Below are 18,665 nucleotides of genomic sequence, written 5' to 3'. Positions count from 1 at the left end.
GCCTCGAGGTAAGCGGGCTTTTTTCTGTCATCGTCTACCGTCTCTCTCATGAAGATCGCAATTCTTGACCGTGATGGCACCCTGAACCAATGGGGTGCACAAGGCTTCATTGGACGGCCCGATGAATGGGTTGCAGTCCCCAGTGCGCTGGAGGCGGTTTCGCGCCTGAACCGCGCCGGCTGGCATGTGGTGGTCGCCACCAATCAGCCGGGGCTAGGCCGCGGACTGTTCGATGTGATCGAGCTCAATGCCGTGCATGCCAAGATGCATCGGGAGATGGCTGCCGTCGGTGCGCGAGTGGAGGCTGTATTTTTTTGCCCGCACTCTCCCGATGAAGACTGCCAGTGTCGTAAGCCTGGCGCGGCGCTGTTCGAGCAGATCGCCGACCGCTACGGTGCGGAAGGCCATGAGATCTGGGCCATTGGCAGCGGTGTCGAGCATCTGCAGGCGGGTCAGGCCCTGGGGGCCCATCTGGTGTTTGTGGAGTCCACTGCCAGGCCCGAGTTCAGTGGCGATGCCGATCTTCCCGAAGGCAGCGAGCGCTATCCCGATCTGGAGGCCGTGGTGAACAGGCTGCTGCCGCTTGGGGGGGATGAGGATGCTCAGCCCCTGGATTCGGCGCCTGCCCCGCATTGAGTTCGGGTTTCAGGTCAAAATAGACTCAACGGCTTGAAAGAGCAGCGCAAGCTGCTATGTTTCTTGTCGATAACCGTGCCAAATCAATGGGCCAGGCCTCAGGTCTGCGCTCACGTCCTTCGATTGCTGTCATGTCTCTGATTCGCTCTGTCCTCCACATGCTGTGGATGGCCATTACCGTCATTCCCTACACCTTCGCAGTGCTGCTGGCCAAGTGGACCAGCGGCTCATCGACCAAGGCTTACAGCGCCGCCCGTGCCTGGCTCAAGCTGTCGGTGGACAGCGCCCGTGTGATCATGGGGGTGAGGTATCAGGTGGAGGGCATGGAGAATCTGCCTACCGATCCCAAGCAGGGGGTGGTGTTGCTGGTCAAGCACCAGTCCACCTACGAGACGTTTCTGATGCCTTCCATCATGCCGCGTCCACTGGCCTATGTGTTCAAGAAGGAGCTGCTGAAGCTGCCGTTCTTTGGCTGGTCCATTGGCGCACTGGACATGATTCACATCGACCGTGCCCAGCGTTCGCGCGCCTTCCACAAGGTGGTGGAACAGGGCAAGCGCCTGCTCGATCAGGGTATCTGGGTCATCATGTTTCCCGAAGGCACGCGAGTCAATCGTGGCGAAGTGGGAGAGTACAAGACCGGTGCAACCCGTCTGGCCATCATGACGGGTGTCCCCGTGGTGCCTATTGCCGTTACCTCGGCCAAGTGCTGGCCGCGCAAGGCTTTCATCAAAAAGCCCGGCGTGGTGGATGTGTCCATCGGCAAGCCCATTGCTTCGGTAGGTCGCAAGCACGATGAACTGATGGCCGAGGTCGAGGCCTGGATCGAGTCCGAAATGCGGCGCCTGGACCCCGAGGCTTACCGTCGGTAAAGCGCAATTGCCCATGTCCACAGGCGATCGCTTGCAGCAAGCTTGGCAATGGCTGGTGCCGCCTGTGGTGGAGGATGGGCAGGGCGGGCTCATGCCGCGCAAGCGCGGGCGCAGCGGCCCTGTGGTCACTGGGCAGCGTCTGGATCAGGCCGAGCTGGAATTTGAGAGAAATCAGATAGAAACTCCTGCCAGCATTGCGGTGGATGCTATTGATTCAGAGAAAAACGAGGCAGTGACATTCCTGGCGCATCCGTCGGCCAGCCACCGTGCCCGCTTGCAGGGGCGTGACGTGGCCTATCTGCTGCGTCGCTCGGCGCGCCGCAGCATTGGATTCAGCGTAGGGCAGCAAGGTCTCGAAGTCACCGCACCGCAATGGGTGGCCATGCGCGAGATCGAATCTGCGCTGCAGACCAAGGCAGGCTGGATCGTGCGCAAGCTGCAGGAAGCCGGCCAGCGACAGCAGATCAAGCAGGAGGCCCGCATTCTCTGGCAGGACGGGGGCGTGCTGGACTATCTGGGGCAGCCCATGACCTTGCGGCTGACAGGCGGATCAGCCTCCCTCCCGCGCACCAGCCATGCGCATCGAGAGCAGGGAGCCGGTGGCTCGCAAAGCCTGCATCTGCCTTTGTCCCCTGAGGCACCGGTTGCCCAGGTGCGTGCCGCCGTCCAGGCCTGGATACTGCGCGAGGCACGCAGCTATTTCACGGCCCGTATGCTGCACTATGCCGCATTCATGGATGTGCGCTGGAATGCGCTGCGACTGACCAGTGCCAGCACGCGCTGGGGCAGCGCCAACAGCAGCGGGGTCATTCGCCTGAACTGGCGGCTGATGCAGCACAGCCCGCAAATTATTGACTATGTGGTGGTGCATGAGCTCGCGCATCTGCACCACATGGATCACAGCCCCCAGTTCTGGGCGGTGGTGGCGCAGGTGCTGCCTGACTGGAAGCCGTTGCGCAGGGCGTTGAGAGACAGGCCTCTGCCCGTTTGGGAATAGGCGAAAGCGGCAATGAGCAAGACAAGGAACGATATGAGCAATACGACCCCCATTCAACCCGCTGCCGGCTATGCGGGTGATGTGCCGGCAGAACTGGCCTGGCAGTGGCTGCAGGCCGGTGAAGCCGTGCTGGTCGATGTGCGCACCGATGCCGAACGGGAGTGGGTGGGCAAGGTGCCAGGCGCTGTCGCCGTCGCCTGGAAGCAATGGCCCGGTATGGTCGCCAATCCGAACTTTGATGCCGAGCTGCGAGCGGCAGTCCCCGAGGGCAAGAAGGTGGTGCTGCTGTGCCGCAGCGGTGTGCGCTCTGTTGCGGCGGCCCAGCGCGCAGCAGGCCTGGGCATGGAGGCCTACAACATTCTTGAAGGTTTTGAGGGTGATCTCGATGCCAGCGGCCAGCGCGGCCGGCTGGGAGGATGGCGCAAGCGCGGCCTGCCCTGGCATCAGTAATGCACAGGGCTTGGCCGGCAGCTTCTAGGCAGAGCGGTAGCCATTGGGGTTGCGGCTTTGCCAGCGCCAGGTGTCGGCACACATGGTGTCCAGGTCATGCTCGGCTTGCCAGCCCAGGGTTTTGAGGGCGTGCTCGGGATTGGCGTAATAGCTTGGCAGGTCGCCCGGGCGCCGCTCGGTGATGCCGTACGAAATGGTTTTGCCGCAGGCTCTCTCGAAGGCGTGCAAAACATCCAGCACGCTAAAACCCTTGCCGGTGCCCAAGTTGCAGGTCATGACTCCGGGCTGAAGCTTTTCCAGGGCCATGACATGTCCACGGGCAAGGTCCACAACATGGAGGTAGTCGCGCACTCCGGTGCCGTCCGGTGTGTTGTAGTCGCCGCCAAAGATCTGCAGCTTTTCGCGTCTTCCCACTGCAACCTGTGCGATGTAGGGTAGGAGATTGTTGGGAATATCTGCCGGGTCTTCGCCGATCAAGCCGCTGGGATGCGCTCCGATGGGGTTGAAGTAGCGCAGAACGGCAACACGCCACTGGGCGTCCGAGTGCGCCAGGTCGGCGAGGATTTCCTCGGCCATGAGCTTGGTCCGCCCATAGGGATTCATGGCTGCAGTGGGGTGTCTTTCGTCATAGGGCAGGTATTGGGGAGTCCCGTAGACGGTGGCGGACGAGCTGAAGACCAGTCTGTGTATCGCCAGATTTTGCATTGCTCGAAGCAAGACCAGGGTTCCGTTGACATTGTTGTCGTAGTAGTCAACCGGCTGTGCGGAGGACTCGCCCACGGCTTTTTTGCCCGCGAGGTGCACGACGCTGTCGATGCCATGATCCCGCAATGCCTGCTCGAGCGCCGCCTGATCGCGGACGTCTCCATGGATCACGGCAATGGTGCGTCCCGTGATTTGCTCCACGCGGCGGATCGCTTCAGGATGGCTGTTGCTGAAGTTGTCGAAAATCACGACTTCATGGCCTTTGCCAAGCAGTTCAATCGCGGTATGGCTGCCGATATAGCCGGCGCCGCCTGTGAGCAGAGTTTTCATAAACGGCAGTCTAGCTTTTTCGACCATGAAAAAAGCGCTCGTCCGAGCGCTTTTTGCGGCTGTATTCACAGAGCCAGATTAGAGCGCCGGAATGCGCAGCTTCTGGCCGGGATAGATCTTGTCCGGGTTGCTGAGCATGGGCTTGTTGGCTTCAAAAATCACGTTGTACTTGTTGGCGTCGCCATAGTACTTCCTGGAGATGGCCGACAGCGTGTCGCCACGCACCACATCGTGGTACTGGGCTTCCGGCTCGGGGTTGGTAACCGTCATCAGGTTGTCCACGGACTGGACATTGGCGACATTGCCGCAGCACAGCGTCACCTTTTCCTTGATGGCCTGGGTGGGGGCGGTGCCGTTGACCGTGACCTTGCCCTGGGAGCCATCGAACAGAACCTGCAGATCGGATACGCCCAGATTCTGGGTGTTGATATAGCTGGCGATCGCCTGAGCCGCCTTGGCATTCAAGTCTTCGCCCGGGGCCGCCGCATGTGCGTCGCTGCCGCCAAACAGTTTTTCTCCGGCTTCCTTGATGAAACTGAACAGACCCATGGTTTCGACTCCTCAAAAGTAGTGGAAGAAAGCGGTTCACTTTAGCGGCAAATCGACATGATTCCTTGCAGGATATGGACTGAGCGCTTTCTTTGACAATTTCCTGCAGGCTTGTAATGAATGTGACAAGCCACTGCCTGGCACGGACAAAAGTGCTGATAATCCGCCGCATGACATTTTTGGCCATAGACATTGGCAACACCCGTTTGAAGTGGGCCATGTATGAAGATCATCGCCCAGGTGCTGCCTTGCTGGCCCATGGAGCGGAGTTCCTGGAACATATAGAGCGCCTGGCAGAGGGGGCCTGGGCCGGGCTGCCGGCTCCCGAGCGCATGCTGGGCTGTGTGGTGGCCGGAGAACCGGCAAGGCGCCGCGTGCACGAGCAGATAGAACTCATGCTGGGCTGGAATCTAGAGCCTCAATGGGTGGTGCCTTCCGCTGCTGAAGCCGGGGTGACCAACGGCTACGACCATCCTTCCAGACTGGGTGCGGATCGCTGGGTGGCCATGATCGGTGCGCGTCACCACATGTTGCAATTGGGCGAGGCCAAGCCTTTGATCACGGTTATGGTGGGCACCGCGGTGACGGTCGATGCCATGGATGCGCAGGGCCATTTTCTGGGCGGCCTGATCATTCCCGGGCATGGCATCATGCTCAGAGCGCTGGAAGGTGGTACGGCAGGCCTGCATGTGCCTACCGGTGAAGTCAGATGCTTTCCCAAGAACACCAGCGATGCGCTGACCAGCGGGGGCACTTATGCGATTGCCGGTGCGGTTGAGCGCATGTATCAGCATCTGGCGGAGCACTGCGGTGCAGAGCCGATGTGCATCATGGCGGGTGGGGCCGGCTGGAAAATGTCGCCCAGCATGACCCGGCCTTTCGAGCTGATCAACAACCTGATCTTTGATGGCCTGCTGGTAATGGCAGAAAAGCGTTGGGGTTGAACGCTTTGCTCTTTGAAATGATTCGAATTTGACTTGAGGTTGTTTCCATGATTTTTGTAACCGGCGGTGCAGGTTTTATCGGCGCCAACTTTGTTCTCGACTGGCTGGCGCATGGGAGCGAACCCGTGGTCAATATCGACAAGCTGACCTATGCGGGCAATCTCGAAAATCTCGCCAGCTTGAAGGGCGATGCCCGTCATGTGTTTGTGCAGGCCGATATCGGCGACAGTGCCACACTGGCGCAACTGCTGGCGCAGTATCAGCCACGTGCCGTGGTGAACTTTGCGGCCGAATCGCATGTGGATCGCTCGATTCATGGCCCCGAGGATTTCATCCAGACCAATGTGGTGGGCACTTTCCGCCTGCTGGAGGCGGTGCGTGCCTATTGGAGCGGTCTGGAAGGCGAGGCCAGGTCCGGCTTCCGCTTTCTGCATGTCTCCACCGACGAAGTCTATGGCACGCTGGCGCCCACGGACCCCGCGTTTACCGAGGAGCACAATTACGAGCCCAACAGCCCGTACTCGGCCAGCAAGGCGGCTTCTGACCATCTGGTGCGTGCCTGGCACCACACCTACGGCCTGCCGGTGCTGACGACCAACTGCAGCAACAACTACGGCCCTCTGCACTTCCCCGAAAAGCTGATCCCGCTGGTCATTGTCAATGCGCTGGCTGGCAAGCCGCTGCCCATCTACGGCGATGGCATGCAGGTGCGTGACTGGCTGTATGTGCGGGACCATTGCAGCGCCATCCGTCGCGTGCTCGAGGCCGGTCAGCTGGGCGAGACCTACAACGTGGGCGGCTGGAACGAGAAGGCCAATATCGACATCGTCAAGACCGTGTGCAGCCTGCTCGACGAGCTGCGCCCGCGCGCCGACGGCAAGGCCTATGCCGAGCAGATCACCTATGTGACCGACCGTCCCGGCCATGATCGCCGCTATGCGATCGATGCGCGCAAGCTGGAGCGCGAGCTGGGCTGGAAGCCGGCCGAGACCTTCGAGACCGGCATTCGCAAGACCGTGCAGTGGTATCTGGCCAACCCCGAGTGGGTGGCCAACGTGCAGTCGGGCGCCTACCGTGACTGGGTGCAGAAGCAGTACACAGGCGAGGCTTCGGCATGAAGCTGCTGCTGCTGGGCAAGAACGGTCAGGTCGGCTGGGAGCTGCAGCGCAGTCTCGCGCCATTGGGCGAGGTGATTGCGCTGGACCGGCAGACGGGTGGCGATATCAGTGATCTGTCGGTGTTGGCGAATACCATTCGCGGCATGCGCCCGGATGTGATCGTCAATGCCGCGGCCCATACGGCGGTGGACAAGGCCGAGAGCGAGCCGGATCTGGCTCGGCGCCTGAACGCCGAGGCACCCGAGGTCATGGCGCAGGAAGCCAAAAGCCTGGGCGCCCTGCTGGTGCACTACAGCACCGACTATGTGTTCGACGGCTCCGGCAGTGGGGCACGCAAGGAGGGTGATGCCACCGGGCCGCTATCGGTCTATGGCCGCACCAAGCTCGAAGGCGAGCAGCGGATTGCGGCCACGCATTGCCGCCATCTGATTTTTCGCACCAGCTGGGTCTATGCTGCGCGTGGCGGCAACTTTGCCAAGACCATGCTGCGCCTGGCGCAGGAGCGTGAAGCGCTCAGCGTGATCAACGATCAATGGGGGGCCCCCACCGGCGCCGATCTGATTGCCGACGTCACGGCCCACGCCGTGCGGCATGTGAGCGCCCATGAAGACGATGGCGGTCTCTACCATCTGGTTGCGGCAGGAGAAACCAACTGGCATGCCTATGCCAGCCATGTGATCGAGCGCGCTCAGAATCTGCGCCCGGATCTGGGCTGGAAGGTGCAAAGCATCGCCGCCGTGCCGACATCGGCGTTCCCGACAGCGGCTGTAAGGCCCTTGAACTCGCGCCTGGATACGCACAAGCTGCAAGCGACCCTGCAACTGCACCTGCCTGCATGGCAGCATGGCGTGGAGCGCATGCTGCGCGAGATCCTGTAATTCTCAAAACTCGCTTCGAGCGCTGATCGGTACAGCGCTGGAGGCCATTCATCGATTCATCATGACGATACAGCGCAAAGGCATCATTCTGGCTGGCGGCTCCGGCACCCGTCTGCACCCCGCCACCCTGGCCATCAGCAAACAGCTGCTGCCCATCTACGACAAGCCCATGATCTACTACCCGCTGAGCACGCTGATGCTGGCGGGGATCCGGGACATTCTGATCATCAGCACGCCGCAGGATACGCCGCGTTTCGAGCAACTGCTGGGCGACGGCAGCCAGTGGGGCCTGAATCTTCAGTACGAGGTGCAGCCCAGCCCCGACGGCCTGGCCCAGGCCTTCCTGATTGGCGAAAAATTCCTCGACGGCGCTCCCAGTGCCCTGGTGCTGGGGGACAACATCTACTACGGTCATGACTTCCAGCCGCTGCTCAAGAAGGCCGATGCGCGGCAGACCGGTGCCACGGTGTTTGCCTACCATGTGCAAGACCCCGAGCGCTACGGTGTGGCCGAGTTTGATGCTGCAGGCAAAGTGCTGTCGCTCGAAGAAAAGCCCAAGCAGCCCAAGAGCAACTATGCGGTCACCGGCCTGTACTTCTACGACGAGCAGGTGGTGGAGCTGGCCAAGCAGGTCAAGCCTTCGGCGCGCGGCGAGCTGGAGATCACGGACCTCAACGGCATGTATCTGCAGCAAGGCAAGCTCAATGTCGAGCTCATGGGTCGTGGCTATGCCTGGCTGGACACCGGCACGCATGACAGCCTGCTCGAAGCGGGGCAATTCATCGCCACCCTGCAGCAGCGCCAAGGCCTGAAAGTGGCCTGCCCGGAAGAAATTGCCTATCGCCAGAAATGGATTGATGCCGCTCAACTGGAGAAGCTGGGCCAGGCGCTGGTCAAGAATGGCTACGGACAATACCTGCTGCAGGTGCTCAAGGAAAAGGTGCGCGTATGAAGTTCACGCCTTTGGCGATTCCCGATGTCTTTCTGATCGAGCCCAAGGTGTTTGGGGATGCGCGTGGCTTTTTTCTGGAAAGCTTTCGCCAGGACCTCTTCAACCAGGCCACGGGCACGAGCCACGCGTTCATACAGGACAACCACAGCCGCAGCAGCAAGGGCGTGCTGCGCGGGCTGCACTACCAGCTGCCGCCCCATGCCCAGGGCAAGCTGGTGCGTGTGATCTCGGGTGCGGTGTTCGATGTGGCCGTGGATATCCGTCGCAGCTCGCCCACTTTTGGTCAATGGGTGGGCGCGGAGCTGAGCGCCGAGAATCACCGCCAGCTCTGGATTCCACCGGGCTTTGCCCATGGCTTTGTGGTGCTCAGCGACACGGCGGACTTTGTCTACAAGACCACGGCCTATTACGCGCCCGTGTCGGATCGGGGCCTGCTCTGGAACGATCCGGACCTGGGTATTGCCTGGCCCCAGCTCGATATCGAGTTTTCCTTGTCCGAAAAGGACAGGAATCAGCCCGCATTCAAGCAGGCAGAACTGTTCGATTAGCGCGTCCTTGATTCGGCCATCTGCAGAAATGGCTGGATCAGCTGTGCATCGCTTCGCTCGCGCAGGCAGTACAGGTATTCGGGCAGGCAAGGCACCTCGCCTTCCAGATCGAGCACGACGAGGTCCGGGTGTGCCGATGCTTCGTGCCGCGCAAAAATACTGATACCCATCTGGCGGATCACGGCCTCGCGTATGGATTCTCGGCTGGCAATTTCCAGCACCCGTTGCGGGATCACCTGGGCCGCTTCCAGCATCTGCTCGGTCATCTGTCGGGTCACGGAGCCGCGCTCGCGCAGGATCAGCGTGTCCTGGGCCAGATCCCTGATATCGACGGACTTCTGCCTGGCCAGCACATGCTGCCGGTGCACGACCAGGGCCAGCGGGTCGCGCCCCAGCTCCAGGCGCAGCAGGCGCGGGTCGGTGTCCAGGTGCGAAGAGGTCGCCAGATCCACCTGGTACTCCGCCAGTGCCTGAATCATCTGGCGCGAATTGCCATTGACGATACTCACCTCCACCAGCGCATACTGCTGCTGATAGCGCTTGACGATGTCCAGCACATAGTAGGGTGCGGTGGCGCCTATGCGCAGCTGGCCCTGGTTGACATGACCCGACTGGCGCAGCGCCGATTCGATCTGGGCAGACTGCAGCAGCAGCTTCTCTATCCCGGGCAGCAGCTTCAGGCCCGCATCGGTGATGGCCAGCCTTCCGCTCTGGCGCGTGAATAGCTCGACCTCATATTGCTCCTCCAGGGCCTTGATCTGCGCTGTGACCGTGGGCTGGCTCAGCCCCAGCTGGCGCGCAGCCTGCGTGATGCTGCCGAGACGGGCGACCCAGAAAAAGGATTTGAGCTGTGTGGCAAACATGACCAAGTCTTCAAGAAAGCAGTCCCCGGATTTCAACATGAACGCTGCAGCCGGCAATGCGGATGGTTTGCTTTGATTTCGATAGCTGCTTGTGCTTATATATGTTTGTATATAAATGGTTTTATATATAAATATGAGGTAGATAAAGCGCAATATGCTTTTGAATCAATAGCGTATCGATGACGGACGCCGGTGCGGCGCGCTGACTACAAAGTTTGCTGATGACACCCTTGGCAGATTTCAGTTCTGTGACACCAGCGTTTCACAGTGAGTTTCTACAGTTCCCTCATGCCGCAAAGGATCGCGTTGGTCGGCGGCAAAGATCAATCCAAGGGACTGTTATCCATGCGTCACGCTTTTGCACCCGCCACTCGCCGCTTCACCTTGAGCGCCTTTGCCACGGTTGCCACGGCCTTGTTGGGCCTGGCTTCCGCCGCCCAGGCCAGGACCGATCTGCTGGTGTATTCGGCCCTGGAGGCCGACCAGATCAAGGCCTATAAAGCGGGTTTTGAAAAAGCCCATCCCGAGATCGAACTGAAGTTCGTGCGTGACAGCACGGGCATCATCACCGCCCGCCTGCTGGCCGAGAAAGCCAACCCTCAGGCCGATGTGATCTGGGGCGTGGCCGCCACTTCGCTGATGCTGCTGGACAAGCAAGGCATGCTGCAGCCCTATGCGCCCAGGAACCTGGCCAGGGTGCGCTCCAGCATGCGCGATGCAGCAGCCACGCCGAGTTGGGTGGGCATGGATCTGTGGTCGTCCGCCGTCTGCTTCAACACCGTGGAAGGCCAAAAACGCAAGCTGCCCACGCCAGCCACCTGGGTCGACCTGACCAGACCCGAGTTCAAGGGTGCGATCACCATGCCCCATCCGGCGTCCAGCGGTACGGGCTATCTGATGGTGGCCGCGTGGCTGCAGATGATGGGCGAGGACAAGGGCTGGGCTTATATGGATGCGCTGCACCAGAATATCGGCGTGTACACGCACAGCGGCTCCAAGCCCTGTCGCCAGGCCGGCGCGGGCGAGTTTCCCGTGGGCCTGAGCTTTGAATACCGCGCCAACAAGACCAAGAAGGATGGAGCGCCCATCGACATCGTCTTCCCCCGGGAAGGCCTGGGCTGGGATGTGGAAGCCACCGCCATTCTGAAGACCAGCAAGAAGCAGGAGGCTGCCAAGGCCCTGGCCGACTGGGCGGTGACGCCCGATGCCAACAAGCTCTACGCAGCCAACTTTGCCGTGCTGGCCTTGCCCGAGGCCCAGGAAAAGCACGAGTTCATTCCGGCCGATCTGGAAAAGCGACTGGCCAGGAACGACTTCAACTGGGCAGCGGCTAACCGTGATCGTATCTTGGCCGAATGGTCGCGTCGGTACGAAGCCAAGGCGGAGAAGAAATAACACCCCCTGAGGCGCTTCGCCTTGGCGGCGCCGCGCCTTCCCCCTCTCTGGCGCTGAGCGCCGGAGGGGGACGATAGCCTCGCTGCGGGGTTGCCCTTGCTCGCTGTCACTGGCGAAACGGGTCTGCACATGCAGCGGTGGGCATTTCGAGCGATACAGATCGGAACGACCTTCGGATTGTTTGCACGTTGAAAGAGATACATGCTGCGCATTGACCATATTGCCAAGCAGTACCGGGTCCAGCCGGTGCTGCGCGACATTGACCTGCTGGTGGAGGGGGGCGAGTTCGTCAGCCTGCTGGGCCCTTCGGGCTGCGGCAAGACCACGCTGCTGCGCATTCTGTGCGGCATCGAGCAGGCCGACGCGGGCCGCATTCTGTTTCAGGGCGAGGACATCACGCGCTGGCCCGCCGCGCGCCGGGGCTTTGGCGTGGTGTTCCAGAGCTATGCGCTGTTCCCCAATCTGACGGCTGCGCAGAACGTGGCCTTTGGCCTCAAGGGCCATCCTGCCGGGCAGGTCCAGGCCAGGGTGCAGGAGCTGCTGGCTCTGGTCGGCCTGGGCGCGCAGGCGCAGCGCTATCCCGCGCAAATGTCGGGTGGCCAGCAGCAGCGCATTGCGCTGGCCCGGGCACTGGCGCCGTGCCCGCGTCTGCTGTTGCTGGACGAGCCGCTGTCCGCGCTGGATGCCCAGGTGCGCACCGAACTGCGCAGCGAGATCCGCCAGCTGCAGCGCCAGCTGGGCATTGCCTGCGTGATGGTCACGCATGATCAGGAGGAGGCACTGTCCATGGCCGACCGTGTGGTGCTCATGCACCAGGGCCGTATCGAACAGCAGGGCGCGCCCGAGCAGCTCTACGCCAGGCCCGTCAGCCACTTTGCTGCGGGCTTTGTGGGGCGCATGAATCTGCTGCCCGCCGTGGCCGAGGCTGGCAACATGGTGCGAGTAGGCGAAGGACGCCTGGATTGCGCCACGGCGGGGTTTGCTGCGGGAGATGCCTTGCTGGTGGGGATTCGCCCTGAAAGCGTGGTGCTGCACCCGGCGCAGCCCACTGCGCTGCCCAATCTGCTGAGGGCGCGGGTGGTGGAGACCTCGTTCATGGGCTCCATGGTGCTGGTGCGTGTCTACAGCCCCACGCTGCAATGCCAGATCGATGTGCAATGGCCGCTGCGCCATGACACCCCGCTTCCCGACTGGTTGCAGGGCGAGGTACTGGCGGAACTGCCCCCAGCCGCGCTGCAGGCGCTGGCACCCCCCGAGAATCTGCGGAGGATCGCATGAGCTTGCGCACCATTGATTCGGCGTCTGGCCTCCCGCTCGACCCGGCGATCAGCCGTACACAGCGAGGTGGCTCCGCAGCGCCGCGGCAGACTCCTGTCTTCAACGGGGAAAAGCTCTGGCTGGGCGCGCTGGTGCTGGGCCTGCTGGCCCTGTTGCTGGTGGCAATCGGACTGCCTGTGGGCACGCTTCTGGGCCGCAGCCTTGTATCGGCTGACGGCCGCTTCCTGGGGCTGGCCCAGTACATCGCCTATGCGCAGATGCCGGGCGTGGGCCTGTCGCTGTGCAACAGCCTGTGGCTGTCGGCCGTCAGCAGCACCCTGTGTGTGGCCCTGGCCTATGCCTATGCCTACGGCGTGATGCGCAGTTGCATGCCGCTGGCGCGGCTCTTCCGCGCCGTCGCCCTGGTGCCTCTTCTGGCTCCGTCGCTGCTCATGGCCATCAGCCTGATCTATCTTTTCGGTGCCCAGGGTCTGCTCAAGAGCTGGTTGGCGGGCGGCACGGCCTACGGCCCGTTTGGCATCATTCTGGGTTCGGTGCTGTGGACGTTTCCGCATGCGCTGATGATTCTGTGCACCACGCTGGCCTCTGGCGATGCACGCCTGTATGAGGCCGCCGCCACGCTGGGCGCAGGACGCTGGCGCAGCTTCTGCCAGGTCACGCTGCCGGCCAGCCGCTACGGTTTGATGATTGCCTGGATCGTGGTTTTTGTGCTGGTGGTGACGGACTTCGGCGTGCCCAAGGTGATCGGCGGCAACACGCAGGTGCTGGCCACCGATATCTACAAGCAGGTGATCGGACAGCAGAATCTGGGCATGGGCGCGGTGGTGGCCATGCTGCTGCTGGTGCCGGCAGGCCTGGCCTTTGCGGCCGAGCGACATTTGCGAGCCCGACAGGCCGCAGCCATGAGCGTGCGGGCCGTGCCTCTGGTGCCACAGCCCTGCGCGGCGCTTGACCGCGCGCTGCTGGTGTATTGCAGCCTGATGGCTTTGGCGCTGCTGGCGATGATGGGCGTGGCCGTGCTGGCATCCCTGGTCAGCTTCTGGCCCTACAACTTGAGCCTGAGCTTCAAGCACTACCAGTTCGACATGATGGACGGCGGCGGCTGGGCCAGTTACGCCAACTCGCTGACCATGGCCGTGGCCACGGCAGTGATCGGTGCCTTGCTGAGCTTTCTGAGCGCCTATCTGGTGGCCAGGCCCGCGGGCTGGGTGCGCGCGCGCCAGTGGCTGCACGCGGTGGCCACGCTGCCCATGGCGGTGCCAGGGCTGGCGCTGGGCCTGGGCTACATCCTGTTCTTCAATGCGGGCAGCAATCCGCTGCACTTTATGTACGGGTCCATGGGCATTCTGGTGCTGTGCTCGGTGGCGCATTTTTTCTCGGTGGCACACATCACTCAGCTTACCGCCTTGCAGCAGCTGGACGCCGAGTACGAGCGCGTGGCCGACTCCATGGGCGTACCGTTCTGGACGCTGCTGTGGCGTGTCCATCTGCCCGTATGCCTGCCTGCCGTCATGCAGGTGGCCGGCTATTTCTTTGTGAATGCCATGACCACGGTGTCGGCCGTCGTTTTTCTGTATTCGCCGCAAACCACGCTGGCCTCGGTGGCGGTGCTGGCCATGGATGACGCAGGCGATATCGCCCCTGCGGCTGCCATGGCCACGCTGATCTTTGCCACTGCCGCCGCCGGTCGCGTGCTGATTGCCGTGCTGGATGCCTGGATGCAGAAGCGTACCCAGCACTGGCGTCATCGCTGAGGTTTCCCGCCACTTCGATTCGCCGTCCTCTCTGTGCTGCGCTGCGTCGGCAGTGCGGCAGGGTCTCTCTTTGTCTGTTTGAAGGCTTCTCTCATGAAACACTACGACCTCATCGTCGTCGGCGCCGGCATTGTCGGCCTGGCCCATGCCTATACTGCGGCCGCGCGCGGCCGCTCCGTGCTGGTGATAGAGCGCGACGGCACCTGCCTGGGCGCCTCGATTCGCAACTTCGGCTTTGTCACCATCACGGGCCAGCGCGCCGGTGCCCATTGGCGGCGCGCCTTGCGCTCACGCGATGTCTGGGCCGAGATTGCGCCCAAGGCCGGTATCGATGTCCTGCATGCCGGCCTGTGGCTGACGGCGCGCCGCCCTGCTGCGGCAGCGGTGCTTGAGGCATTCATGCAAACCGAGATGGGCGCGGGCTGCGAGCTGCTGACGCCCGCTCAGGCCGCGGCGCGTCATCCGGCGCTGCGCACCGAACCCCTGCAATCCGTGCTCTACAGCCCGCACGAGCTGCGCGTGGAGTCGCGCACCGCCATCCCGCAACTGGCACTGTGGCTGCAGCAGGATCTGGGAGTGGATTTCCGCTTTGGTGAAAGCGTGATGGAAGTGGCAACGCCGCGTGTCACCACCTCGCGAGGCACTTACCATGCCGAACGCGTGGTGGTCTGCAACAACGCCGATCCAGGCGGGCTATTCGCTGGCGAATGGACTGACAACCAGGTGCAGCTGTGCCAGTTGCAGATGCTGCGCGTGCAGCCGCAAGCGGGCTTCAAGCTCGAAGGATCGGTCATGGGGGATCTGAGCCTGGTGCGCTACGAGGGCTATAGCGCGCTTCCTGAAGCCGCTGCACTGCGCGCCGAGCTGGAGCGTGAGGAGGCCGAGAGCCTGAAGCACGGCATCCACCTGATTGCCGTTCAGAGCGCCGACGGCTCGCTGGTGGTGGGCGATTCGCACCACTACGGCCGCGCACCCCGGCCTTTTGCCAGCGAAGCCGTCGACCAGCTCATGCTGCGACATATGAACGAGGCACTGCATATCGACAACGCCCGGGTCGTGGAGCGCTGGACGGGCATCTACCCCTCCAGTGCCGAAGCCCCTTGTTTTGTCAAGGCACCTGATGCAGCGACACGCGTGGTGGCCGTGACCAGCGGCTCGGGTGCGAGCACGGCTTTTGGTCTGGCCGAGGAAGTCTGGATGGCCTGGTAACTGCTACGAGTTGAATAGCTGCTAGCGCTTGCGGGCTGTCATATTTCAAGAAAATGAAATCAAAAACTATATCTGACAAGCGCAAGCAGCTATCAAAGCATGAGCGTCACTGCTGCACAAACAGCGGTGCAATCAGCATGACGAGAACGATGGCGGCCAGCACGGCGAACAGGATCTTGACCCAGCTGTAAGGCCGCTCGCCCGCAATCTGGCCGGTGTAGCCATTGGCCACGATCTGGTAGGTCTTGCTGCCATAGGTGTAGCCGACCAGCCAGACCGGTACCAGCGTGTGCTTGAAGCTGCGGCCCGAGTACTGGCGCTGGACCTGCAGATTGCGCTGCGTGTCGCCCGGCACCTGGCGCGAGCACATGCTGCGCAGCTGGCTGTCCATGTCTTCCTCGTTGATCCTGGCGGCCTTGGAGAGGTCCACCTGGTAGCGCTCCACCGTCCAGCCGCGCACGAACTCCGGGCTGTAGGGCTTGAGGTCGGTGGTGGTCGGAAAGGGCTCCACCTGGCGCAGCAGATGGGCGTGCACGCCCACGGTGCCTGGCACCAGTTCGTCGTCGAAGAAATGCTGCAGGCTGCCCGATGCCGGCTCCCAGCGCACATGCTGGACCTGCCGTGTCTGCAGATTGCCGTTGGCGTCGCGATAGGACTCGGTGGTGTAGTAGTAATAGCCGGCCTCTGCCCACCACTGGGCGCTGGCATGGGCGTCAAAGGTCCAGTAGGGCAGATAGACGCCGTGCAGCGTGTCCGTCAGCGCGGCGCTCTTGAGCTTTCCGGGCGCAAACCAGCGGCTGCCGTACCACTGGCGGATCTTGTCGCGAATCTGGCCGTCGCTGATCTTGAACGGCAGGATGCTCTGCGGCGTGATGGCGTCGCTGCGCTCCTCATGGGCGACGATGGCCGGCGAGCCGCAGAAGTCGCAGCGCTGGGCCACGTTCTTGCCGAGAAACACCGAGATGGCGCGGCAGTTCTGGCACTGCACCTCGTAGCGTTCGTCCGAGCCCCAGCCGCGACCGCTGGCCGGGTTGCGCAAGGCCTCGGCCAGGTCCTGCTCCACCACGGCGCGTCCCAGCTCGGGCTGCGTCTGCTCGCTCCAGGGAACGACGGTGCCGCAGTAAGGGCATTTGAGCGACTGTGCCTTGGCATTCCACTCCAGATTGCCGCCGCACTCGGGGCAGACATGCTTGCCCACCATGGAGGGCGGCGCTGTCTCGGAGGCTGGGGTGAATGCAGATCCGGAAGTGTGAGGGGGGGGAGCGGGTGTGGCCACGGCAAAAAAGGGTTCAGGCGGCAGCAGCGACGGGATGGGTTTCGTAGAAGGTCACGCAGTTGCCGTCCTCGTCGAGAAGACTGAATTCCTGGGTACCCCAGGGCTGCTGGCGCAGACCGCCATTGGGGTGAACCGCATTTTCGGCCAGACACTGCGCATGCAGGGCGGCAATCCCCGTCACCTGGATGCGGCAGCTGGTCTGCCAGGGAATCTCCGGGTCCCGGCAGGCCCAGAAATGCAGCTCCGGCTCGCCCAGCGAGACGATGGCGTATTCACCCGGTTGAGCGTGAATGGTTCTTGCGCCCAGCACGCGGGCGTAGAAAGCCACGGTGCGCGCCATGTCCAGCGAGGCCAGCACCGGCGTGGTGCTGAGGAAAACCGGTTTGTGTTCACTCACGACGTGCCACCGAGACTGGGGATTGCGGATCAGCCGCGCAGGAACTCGTCCAGCGCGGCCTGGGCGATGCGCCACTGGCTGCCGATCTGGCGGGCCTTGAGGTTGCCGGCCTGGATTTCGGCCAGCACATCGGCCTCGGCCACGCCCAGCACCTGGGCCGCCTGGGCGGGAGTCAGCACCTGCAGGCCGGCGGCGGCCGGTGCGGCAGGCGTCTGGGCGGCCTGGGCCGCGGCCGGCGAGAAGGGGTCTGCCACCGCCGCGGCCGGCGTGCCTGCCGCAGCACCGCCGCCCTGCATGCCCTTCATCATTTCCTGGGCCATGCCGAAGCCCATGGCCATGGTGGCCGGAATCGTGGCTGCGGCAGCGCCTTCGCCGCCGTTGGCCATGGCCTGGCCCATCTGGTACTTCACGTAGTCGTTCAGGTTGCCGATGGCGCCCATGCTGGAGCGCTTGTCGATGGCCTGCTCCACCTCGGGCGGCACGGAAACGTTTTCCAGCAGGAAGCTGGTGATCTCCAGGCCGTATTTCTCGCTGACGGCCGGGTTGATGAGCTGCAGCAGTGCGTCGCCCAGCTCGCTGTAGCGCTGGGCCACATCGAGTGCCGGAACCTGGGCCTTGGCCAGGGCTTCGGAGAAGATGCTGACAATGCGCGAGCGCATGGTGTCGGCAAACTCGTCGATGCGGAAGTTCTGGTCCGTGCCCGCCACTTCCTTGAGGAACAGGGCGGCGTTGGTGATGCGGAAGTCATAGGTACCGAAGGCGCGCAGACGGATCACGCCAAAGTCCTTGTCGCGCATCATGATGGGGTTGGAGGTGCCCCATTTGTTGCCCGTGAACAAGCGCGTGTTGATGTAGTAGACATCGCACTTGAAGGGCGAGTTGAAGCCGTACTTCCAGCCGCGCAGCGTGGACAGAACCGGGATGTTCTGCGTGGTCAGCAGATAGCGACCCGGGTTGAACAGGTCTGCAAACTGGCCTTCGGAGACGAACTGCACCTGCTGCGATTCACGCACGATGAGCTGGGCGCCGTTCTTGATTTCCTTGTCCTCATCGGGCCAGCGATACGACAGCGTGTCGCGCGAATCATCAGTCCATTCGATGATTTCGATCAGTTGCTTGGTGATGATTTTCATGAAATCCATGACGTACTCCGAAAGAGGATGACGGGAAAGGAATCATTCTAGGAGCCAAACCGCAACCGCCGGTTCCGGGATGCGTGGCAGCTGCTCGGAAATTGTTAAAAAGTGAGCGCCATACGCTTGCTATACAGGATCTTCAAGATCAATTGATGCTGTATCTGAGCCCTCGTAGGTGGTAAGTGCTAGCGTTTTTTTCACGGTTTTGAAATCACCGGCTCTGGGCTCTTCGTGAAAATGCCCGCTGTGGGGCCGCGCAGACAGACTGCGCCCGTGATCATTGGCACAGACTTAGAATCTACCGCTTATGCGGTCGATGCCGCCCAGAACACCTCTTAATGAAGATGCCGCCCGCAATCGCCAGTGATTGCGGACGTG

General features: G+C 62.3%; 19 protein-coding genes. 13 read left to right on the top strand and 6 right to left on the bottom strand.

The genetic code is table 11. The features are described 5' to 3' along the window. Nucleotides 1-48 precede the first annotated feature (48 nt). The 4 genes from E2583_RS15245 to E2583_RS15230 all read left to right on the top strand — a co-directional run bounded on the left by E2583_RS15245 (nt 49) and on the right by E2583_RS15230 (nt 2,955). Nucleotides 49-636, top strand: a complete 588-nt coding sequence (locus tag E2583_RS15245) for an HAD-IIIA family hydrolase (RefSeq protein ID WP_291597044.1) — start codon at nt 49-51, stop codon at nt 634-636. Nucleotides 637-767: 131 nt separating this feature from the next. Further along, nucleotides 768-1,508 carry a 1-acyl-sn-glycerol-3-phosphate acyltransferase gene (locus E2583_RS15240; protein WP_291597043.1) on the top strand — a complete coding sequence of 247 codons (741 nt, stop codon included), beginning with the start codon at nt 768-770 and terminating at the stop codon, nt 1,506-1,508. 13 nt (nt 1,509-1,521) lie between these two features. After that, nucleotides 1,522-2,505, top strand: a complete 984-nt coding sequence (locus tag E2583_RS15235) for a M48 family metallopeptidase (protein WP_291597041.1) — start codon at nt 1,522-1,524, stop codon at nt 2,503-2,505. A gap of 33 nt (nt 2,506-2,538) precedes the next feature. Then, complete coding sequence (locus E2583_RS15230) at nt 2,539-2,955, top strand: rhodanese-like domain-containing protein (protein WP_291597039.1); 417 nt, start codon at nt 2,539-2,541, stop codon at nt 2,953-2,955. 24 nt (nt 2,956-2,979) lie between these two features. On the opposite strand, the gene galE is transcribed toward E2583_RS15230, so the two are convergent. After that, a complete protein-coding gene (galE, locus tag E2583_RS15225) occupies nt 2,980-3,990 on the bottom strand; it encodes a UDP-glucose 4-epimerase GalE (protein ID WP_291597037.1) in 1,011 nt (336 codons plus the stop codon). Nucleotides 3,991-4,068: 78 nt separating this feature from the next. Next, nucleotides 4,069-4,539, bottom strand: coding sequence for a peptidoglycan-binding protein LysM (gene lysM / locus E2583_RS15220; RefSeq protein ID WP_291597035.1), 471 nt, complete (start codon nt 4,537-4,539; stop codon nt 4,069-4,071). Nucleotides 4,540-4,709: 170 nt separating this feature from the next. On the opposite strand from lysM, the gene E2583_RS15215 reads away from it, so the two are divergent. The 5 genes from E2583_RS15215 to rfbC all read left to right on the top strand — a co-directional run bounded on the left by E2583_RS15215 (nt 4,710) and on the right by rfbC (nt 8,979). Continuing rightward, complete coding sequence (locus E2583_RS15215) at nt 4,710-5,483, top strand: type III pantothenate kinase (RefSeq protein ID WP_291597033.1); 774 nt, start codon at nt 4,710-4,712, stop codon at nt 5,481-5,483. A 47-nt stretch (nt 5,484-5,530) separates the two neighbouring features. Beyond that, nucleotides 5,531-6,601 (top strand): dTDP-glucose 4,6-dehydratase, encoded by a 1,071-nt coding sequence (rfbB, locus tag E2583_RS15210; protein WP_291597031.1) that lies wholly within the window; start codon nt 5,531-5,533, stop codon nt 6,599-6,601. Next, nucleotides 6,598-7,479, top strand: a complete 882-nt coding sequence (rfbD, locus tag E2583_RS15205) for a dTDP-4-dehydrorhamnose reductase (protein WP_291597030.1) — start codon at nt 6,598-6,600, stop codon at nt 7,477-7,479. Before rfbB ends, rfbD begins: the two co-directional genes overlap by 4 nt. Nucleotides 7,480-7,540: 61 nt before the next feature. Next, nucleotides 7,541-8,431, top strand: coding sequence for a glucose-1-phosphate thymidylyltransferase RfbA (gene rfbA, locus E2583_RS15200; protein ID WP_291597028.1), 891 nt, complete (start codon nt 7,541-7,543; stop codon nt 8,429-8,431). Continuing rightward, nucleotides 8,428-8,979, top strand: coding sequence for a dTDP-4-dehydrorhamnose 3,5-epimerase (rfbC, locus tag E2583_RS15195; protein WP_291597026.1), 552 nt, complete (start codon nt 8,428-8,430; stop codon nt 8,977-8,979). Before rfbA ends, rfbC begins: the two co-directional genes overlap by 4 nt. On the opposite strand, the gene E2583_RS15190 is transcribed toward rfbC, so the two are convergent. Further along, nucleotides 8,976-9,842: a LysR substrate-binding domain-containing protein gene (locus E2583_RS15190; RefSeq protein WP_291597024.1), complete on the bottom strand. Its 867-nt coding sequence runs from the start codon at nt 9,840-9,842 to the stop codon at nt 8,976-8,978. The genes rfbC and E2583_RS15190 overlap by 4 nt on opposite strands. Before the next feature lie 345 nt (nt 9,843-10,187). Between E2583_RS15190 and E2583_RS15185 the strand changes: the two genes are divergently transcribed. The 4 genes from E2583_RS15185 (at nt 10,188) to E2583_RS15170 (ending at nt 15,478) form a co-directional block, all read left to right on the top strand. Then, complete coding sequence (locus E2583_RS15185) at nt 10,188-11,237, top strand: putative 2-aminoethylphosphonate ABC transporter substrate-binding protein (RefSeq protein ID WP_291597022.1); 1,050 nt, start codon at nt 10,188-10,190, stop codon at nt 11,235-11,237. 201 nt (nt 11,238-11,438) lie between these two features. Further along, the gene (locus E2583_RS15180; protein WP_291597021.1) at nt 11,439-12,515 is read left to right on the top strand and encodes an ABC transporter ATP-binding protein; all 1,077 of its coding nucleotides are present in this window, start codon (nt 11,439-11,441) and stop codon (nt 12,513-12,515) included. Continuing rightward, complete coding sequence (locus E2583_RS15175) at nt 12,512-14,269, top strand: putative 2-aminoethylphosphonate ABC transporter permease subunit (RefSeq protein ID WP_291597019.1); 1,758 nt, start codon at nt 12,512-12,514, stop codon at nt 14,267-14,269. Before E2583_RS15180 ends, E2583_RS15175 begins: the two co-directional genes overlap by 4 nt. A gap of 93 nt (nt 14,270-14,362) precedes the next feature. Beyond that, nucleotides 14,363-15,478 (top strand): TIGR03364 family FAD-dependent oxidoreductase, encoded by a 1,116-nt coding sequence (locus E2583_RS15170; RefSeq protein WP_291597018.1) that lies wholly within the window; start codon nt 14,363-14,365, stop codon nt 15,476-15,478. A gap of 106 nt (nt 15,479-15,584) precedes the next feature. Here E2583_RS15170 and E2583_RS15165 read toward each other — a convergent pair whose 3' ends face one another. The 3 genes from E2583_RS15165 to E2583_RS15155 form a co-directional block, all read right to left on the bottom strand. Then, entirely contained in the window at nt 15,585-16,679 is a 1,095-nt protein-coding gene (locus E2583_RS15165) for a TFIIB-type zinc ribbon-containing protein (RefSeq protein WP_291597016.1), read from the bottom strand. Between the two features lie 88 nt (nt 16,680-16,767). After that, entirely contained in the window at nt 16,768-17,151 is a 384-nt protein-coding gene (locus E2583_RS15160) for a VOC family protein (RefSeq protein ID WP_291597014.1), read from the bottom strand. A gap of 29 nt (nt 17,152-17,180) precedes the next feature. Beyond that, a complete protein-coding gene (locus E2583_RS15155; RefSeq protein ID WP_291597012.1) occupies nt 17,181-18,293 on the bottom strand; it encodes an SPFH and helix-turn-helix domain-containing protein in 1,113 nt (370 codons plus the stop codon). Nucleotides 18,294-18,665: the final 372 nt, after the last annotated feature.

Origin of the sequence: Comamonas sp., from assembly GCF_009360615.1 — a bacterium.
Lineage (GTDB): Bacteria > Pseudomonadota > Gammaproteobacteria > Burkholderiales > Burkholderiaceae_C > Comamonas.
Note: the sequence above shows the minus strand (reverse complement) of the source record. Positions and strands in the feature narration are given on the sequence as shown.

Excerpts from the sequence above, each read along its gene's own strand:
- E2583_RS15245 (WP_291597044.1), top strand. The coding sequence starts at position 49 with ATGAAGATCGCAATTCTTGACCGTGATGGCACCCTGAACCAATGGGGT.
- E2583_RS15240 (WP_291597043.1), top strand. The coding sequence starts at position 768 with ATGTCTCTGATTCGCTCTGTCCTCCACATGCTGTGGATGGCCATTACC.
- E2583_RS15235 (WP_291597041.1), top strand. The coding sequence starts at position 1,522 with ATGTCCACAGGCGATCGCTTGCAGCAAGCTTGGCAATGGCTGGTGCCG.
- E2583_RS15230 (WP_291597039.1), top strand. The coding sequence starts at position 2,539 with ATGAGCAATACGACCCCCATTCAACCCGCTGCCGGCTATGCGGGTGAT.
- galE (WP_291597037.1), bottom strand. The coding sequence starts at position 3,990 with ATGAAAACTCTGCTCACAGGCGGCGCCGGCTATATCGGCAGCCATACC.
- lysM (WP_291597035.1), bottom strand. The coding sequence starts at position 4,539 with ATGGGTCTGTTCAGTTTCATCAAGGAAGCCGGAGAAAAACTGTTTGGC.
- E2583_RS15215 (WP_291597033.1), top strand. The coding sequence starts at position 4,710 with ATGACATTTTTGGCCATAGACATTGGCAACACCCGTTTGAAGTGGGCC.
- rfbB (WP_291597031.1), top strand. The coding sequence starts at position 5,531 with ATGATTTTTGTAACCGGCGGTGCAGGTTTTATCGGCGCCAACTTTGTT.
- rfbD (WP_291597030.1), top strand. The coding sequence starts at position 6,598 with ATGAAGCTGCTGCTGCTGGGCAAGAACGGTCAGGTCGGCTGGGAGCTG.
- rfbA (WP_291597028.1), top strand. The coding sequence starts at position 7,541 with ATGACGATACAGCGCAAAGGCATCATTCTGGCTGGCGGCTCCGGCACC.
- rfbC (WP_291597026.1), top strand. The coding sequence starts at position 8,428 with ATGAAGTTCACGCCTTTGGCGATTCCCGATGTCTTTCTGATCGAGCCC.
- E2583_RS15190 (WP_291597024.1), bottom strand. The coding sequence starts at position 9,842 with ATGTTTGCCACACAGCTCAAATCCTTTTTCTGGGTCGCCCGTCTCGGC.
- E2583_RS15185 (WP_291597022.1), top strand. The coding sequence starts at position 10,188 with ATGCGTCACGCTTTTGCACCCGCCACTCGCCGCTTCACCTTGAGCGCC.
- E2583_RS15180 (WP_291597021.1), top strand. The coding sequence starts at position 11,439 with ATGCTGCGCATTGACCATATTGCCAAGCAGTACCGGGTCCAGCCGGTG.
- E2583_RS15175 (WP_291597019.1), top strand. The coding sequence starts at position 12,512 with ATGAGCTTGCGCACCATTGATTCGGCGTCTGGCCTCCCGCTCGACCCG.
- E2583_RS15170 (WP_291597018.1), top strand. The coding sequence starts at position 14,363 with ATGAAACACTACGACCTCATCGTCGTCGGCGCCGGCATTGTCGGCCTG.
- E2583_RS15165 (WP_291597016.1), bottom strand. The coding sequence starts at position 16,679 with ATGGTGGGCAAGCATGTCTGCCCCGAGTGCGGCGGCAATCTGGAGTGG.
- E2583_RS15155 (WP_291597012.1), bottom strand. The coding sequence starts at position 18,293 with ATGGATTTCATGAAAATCATCACCAAGCAACTGATCGAAATCATCGAA.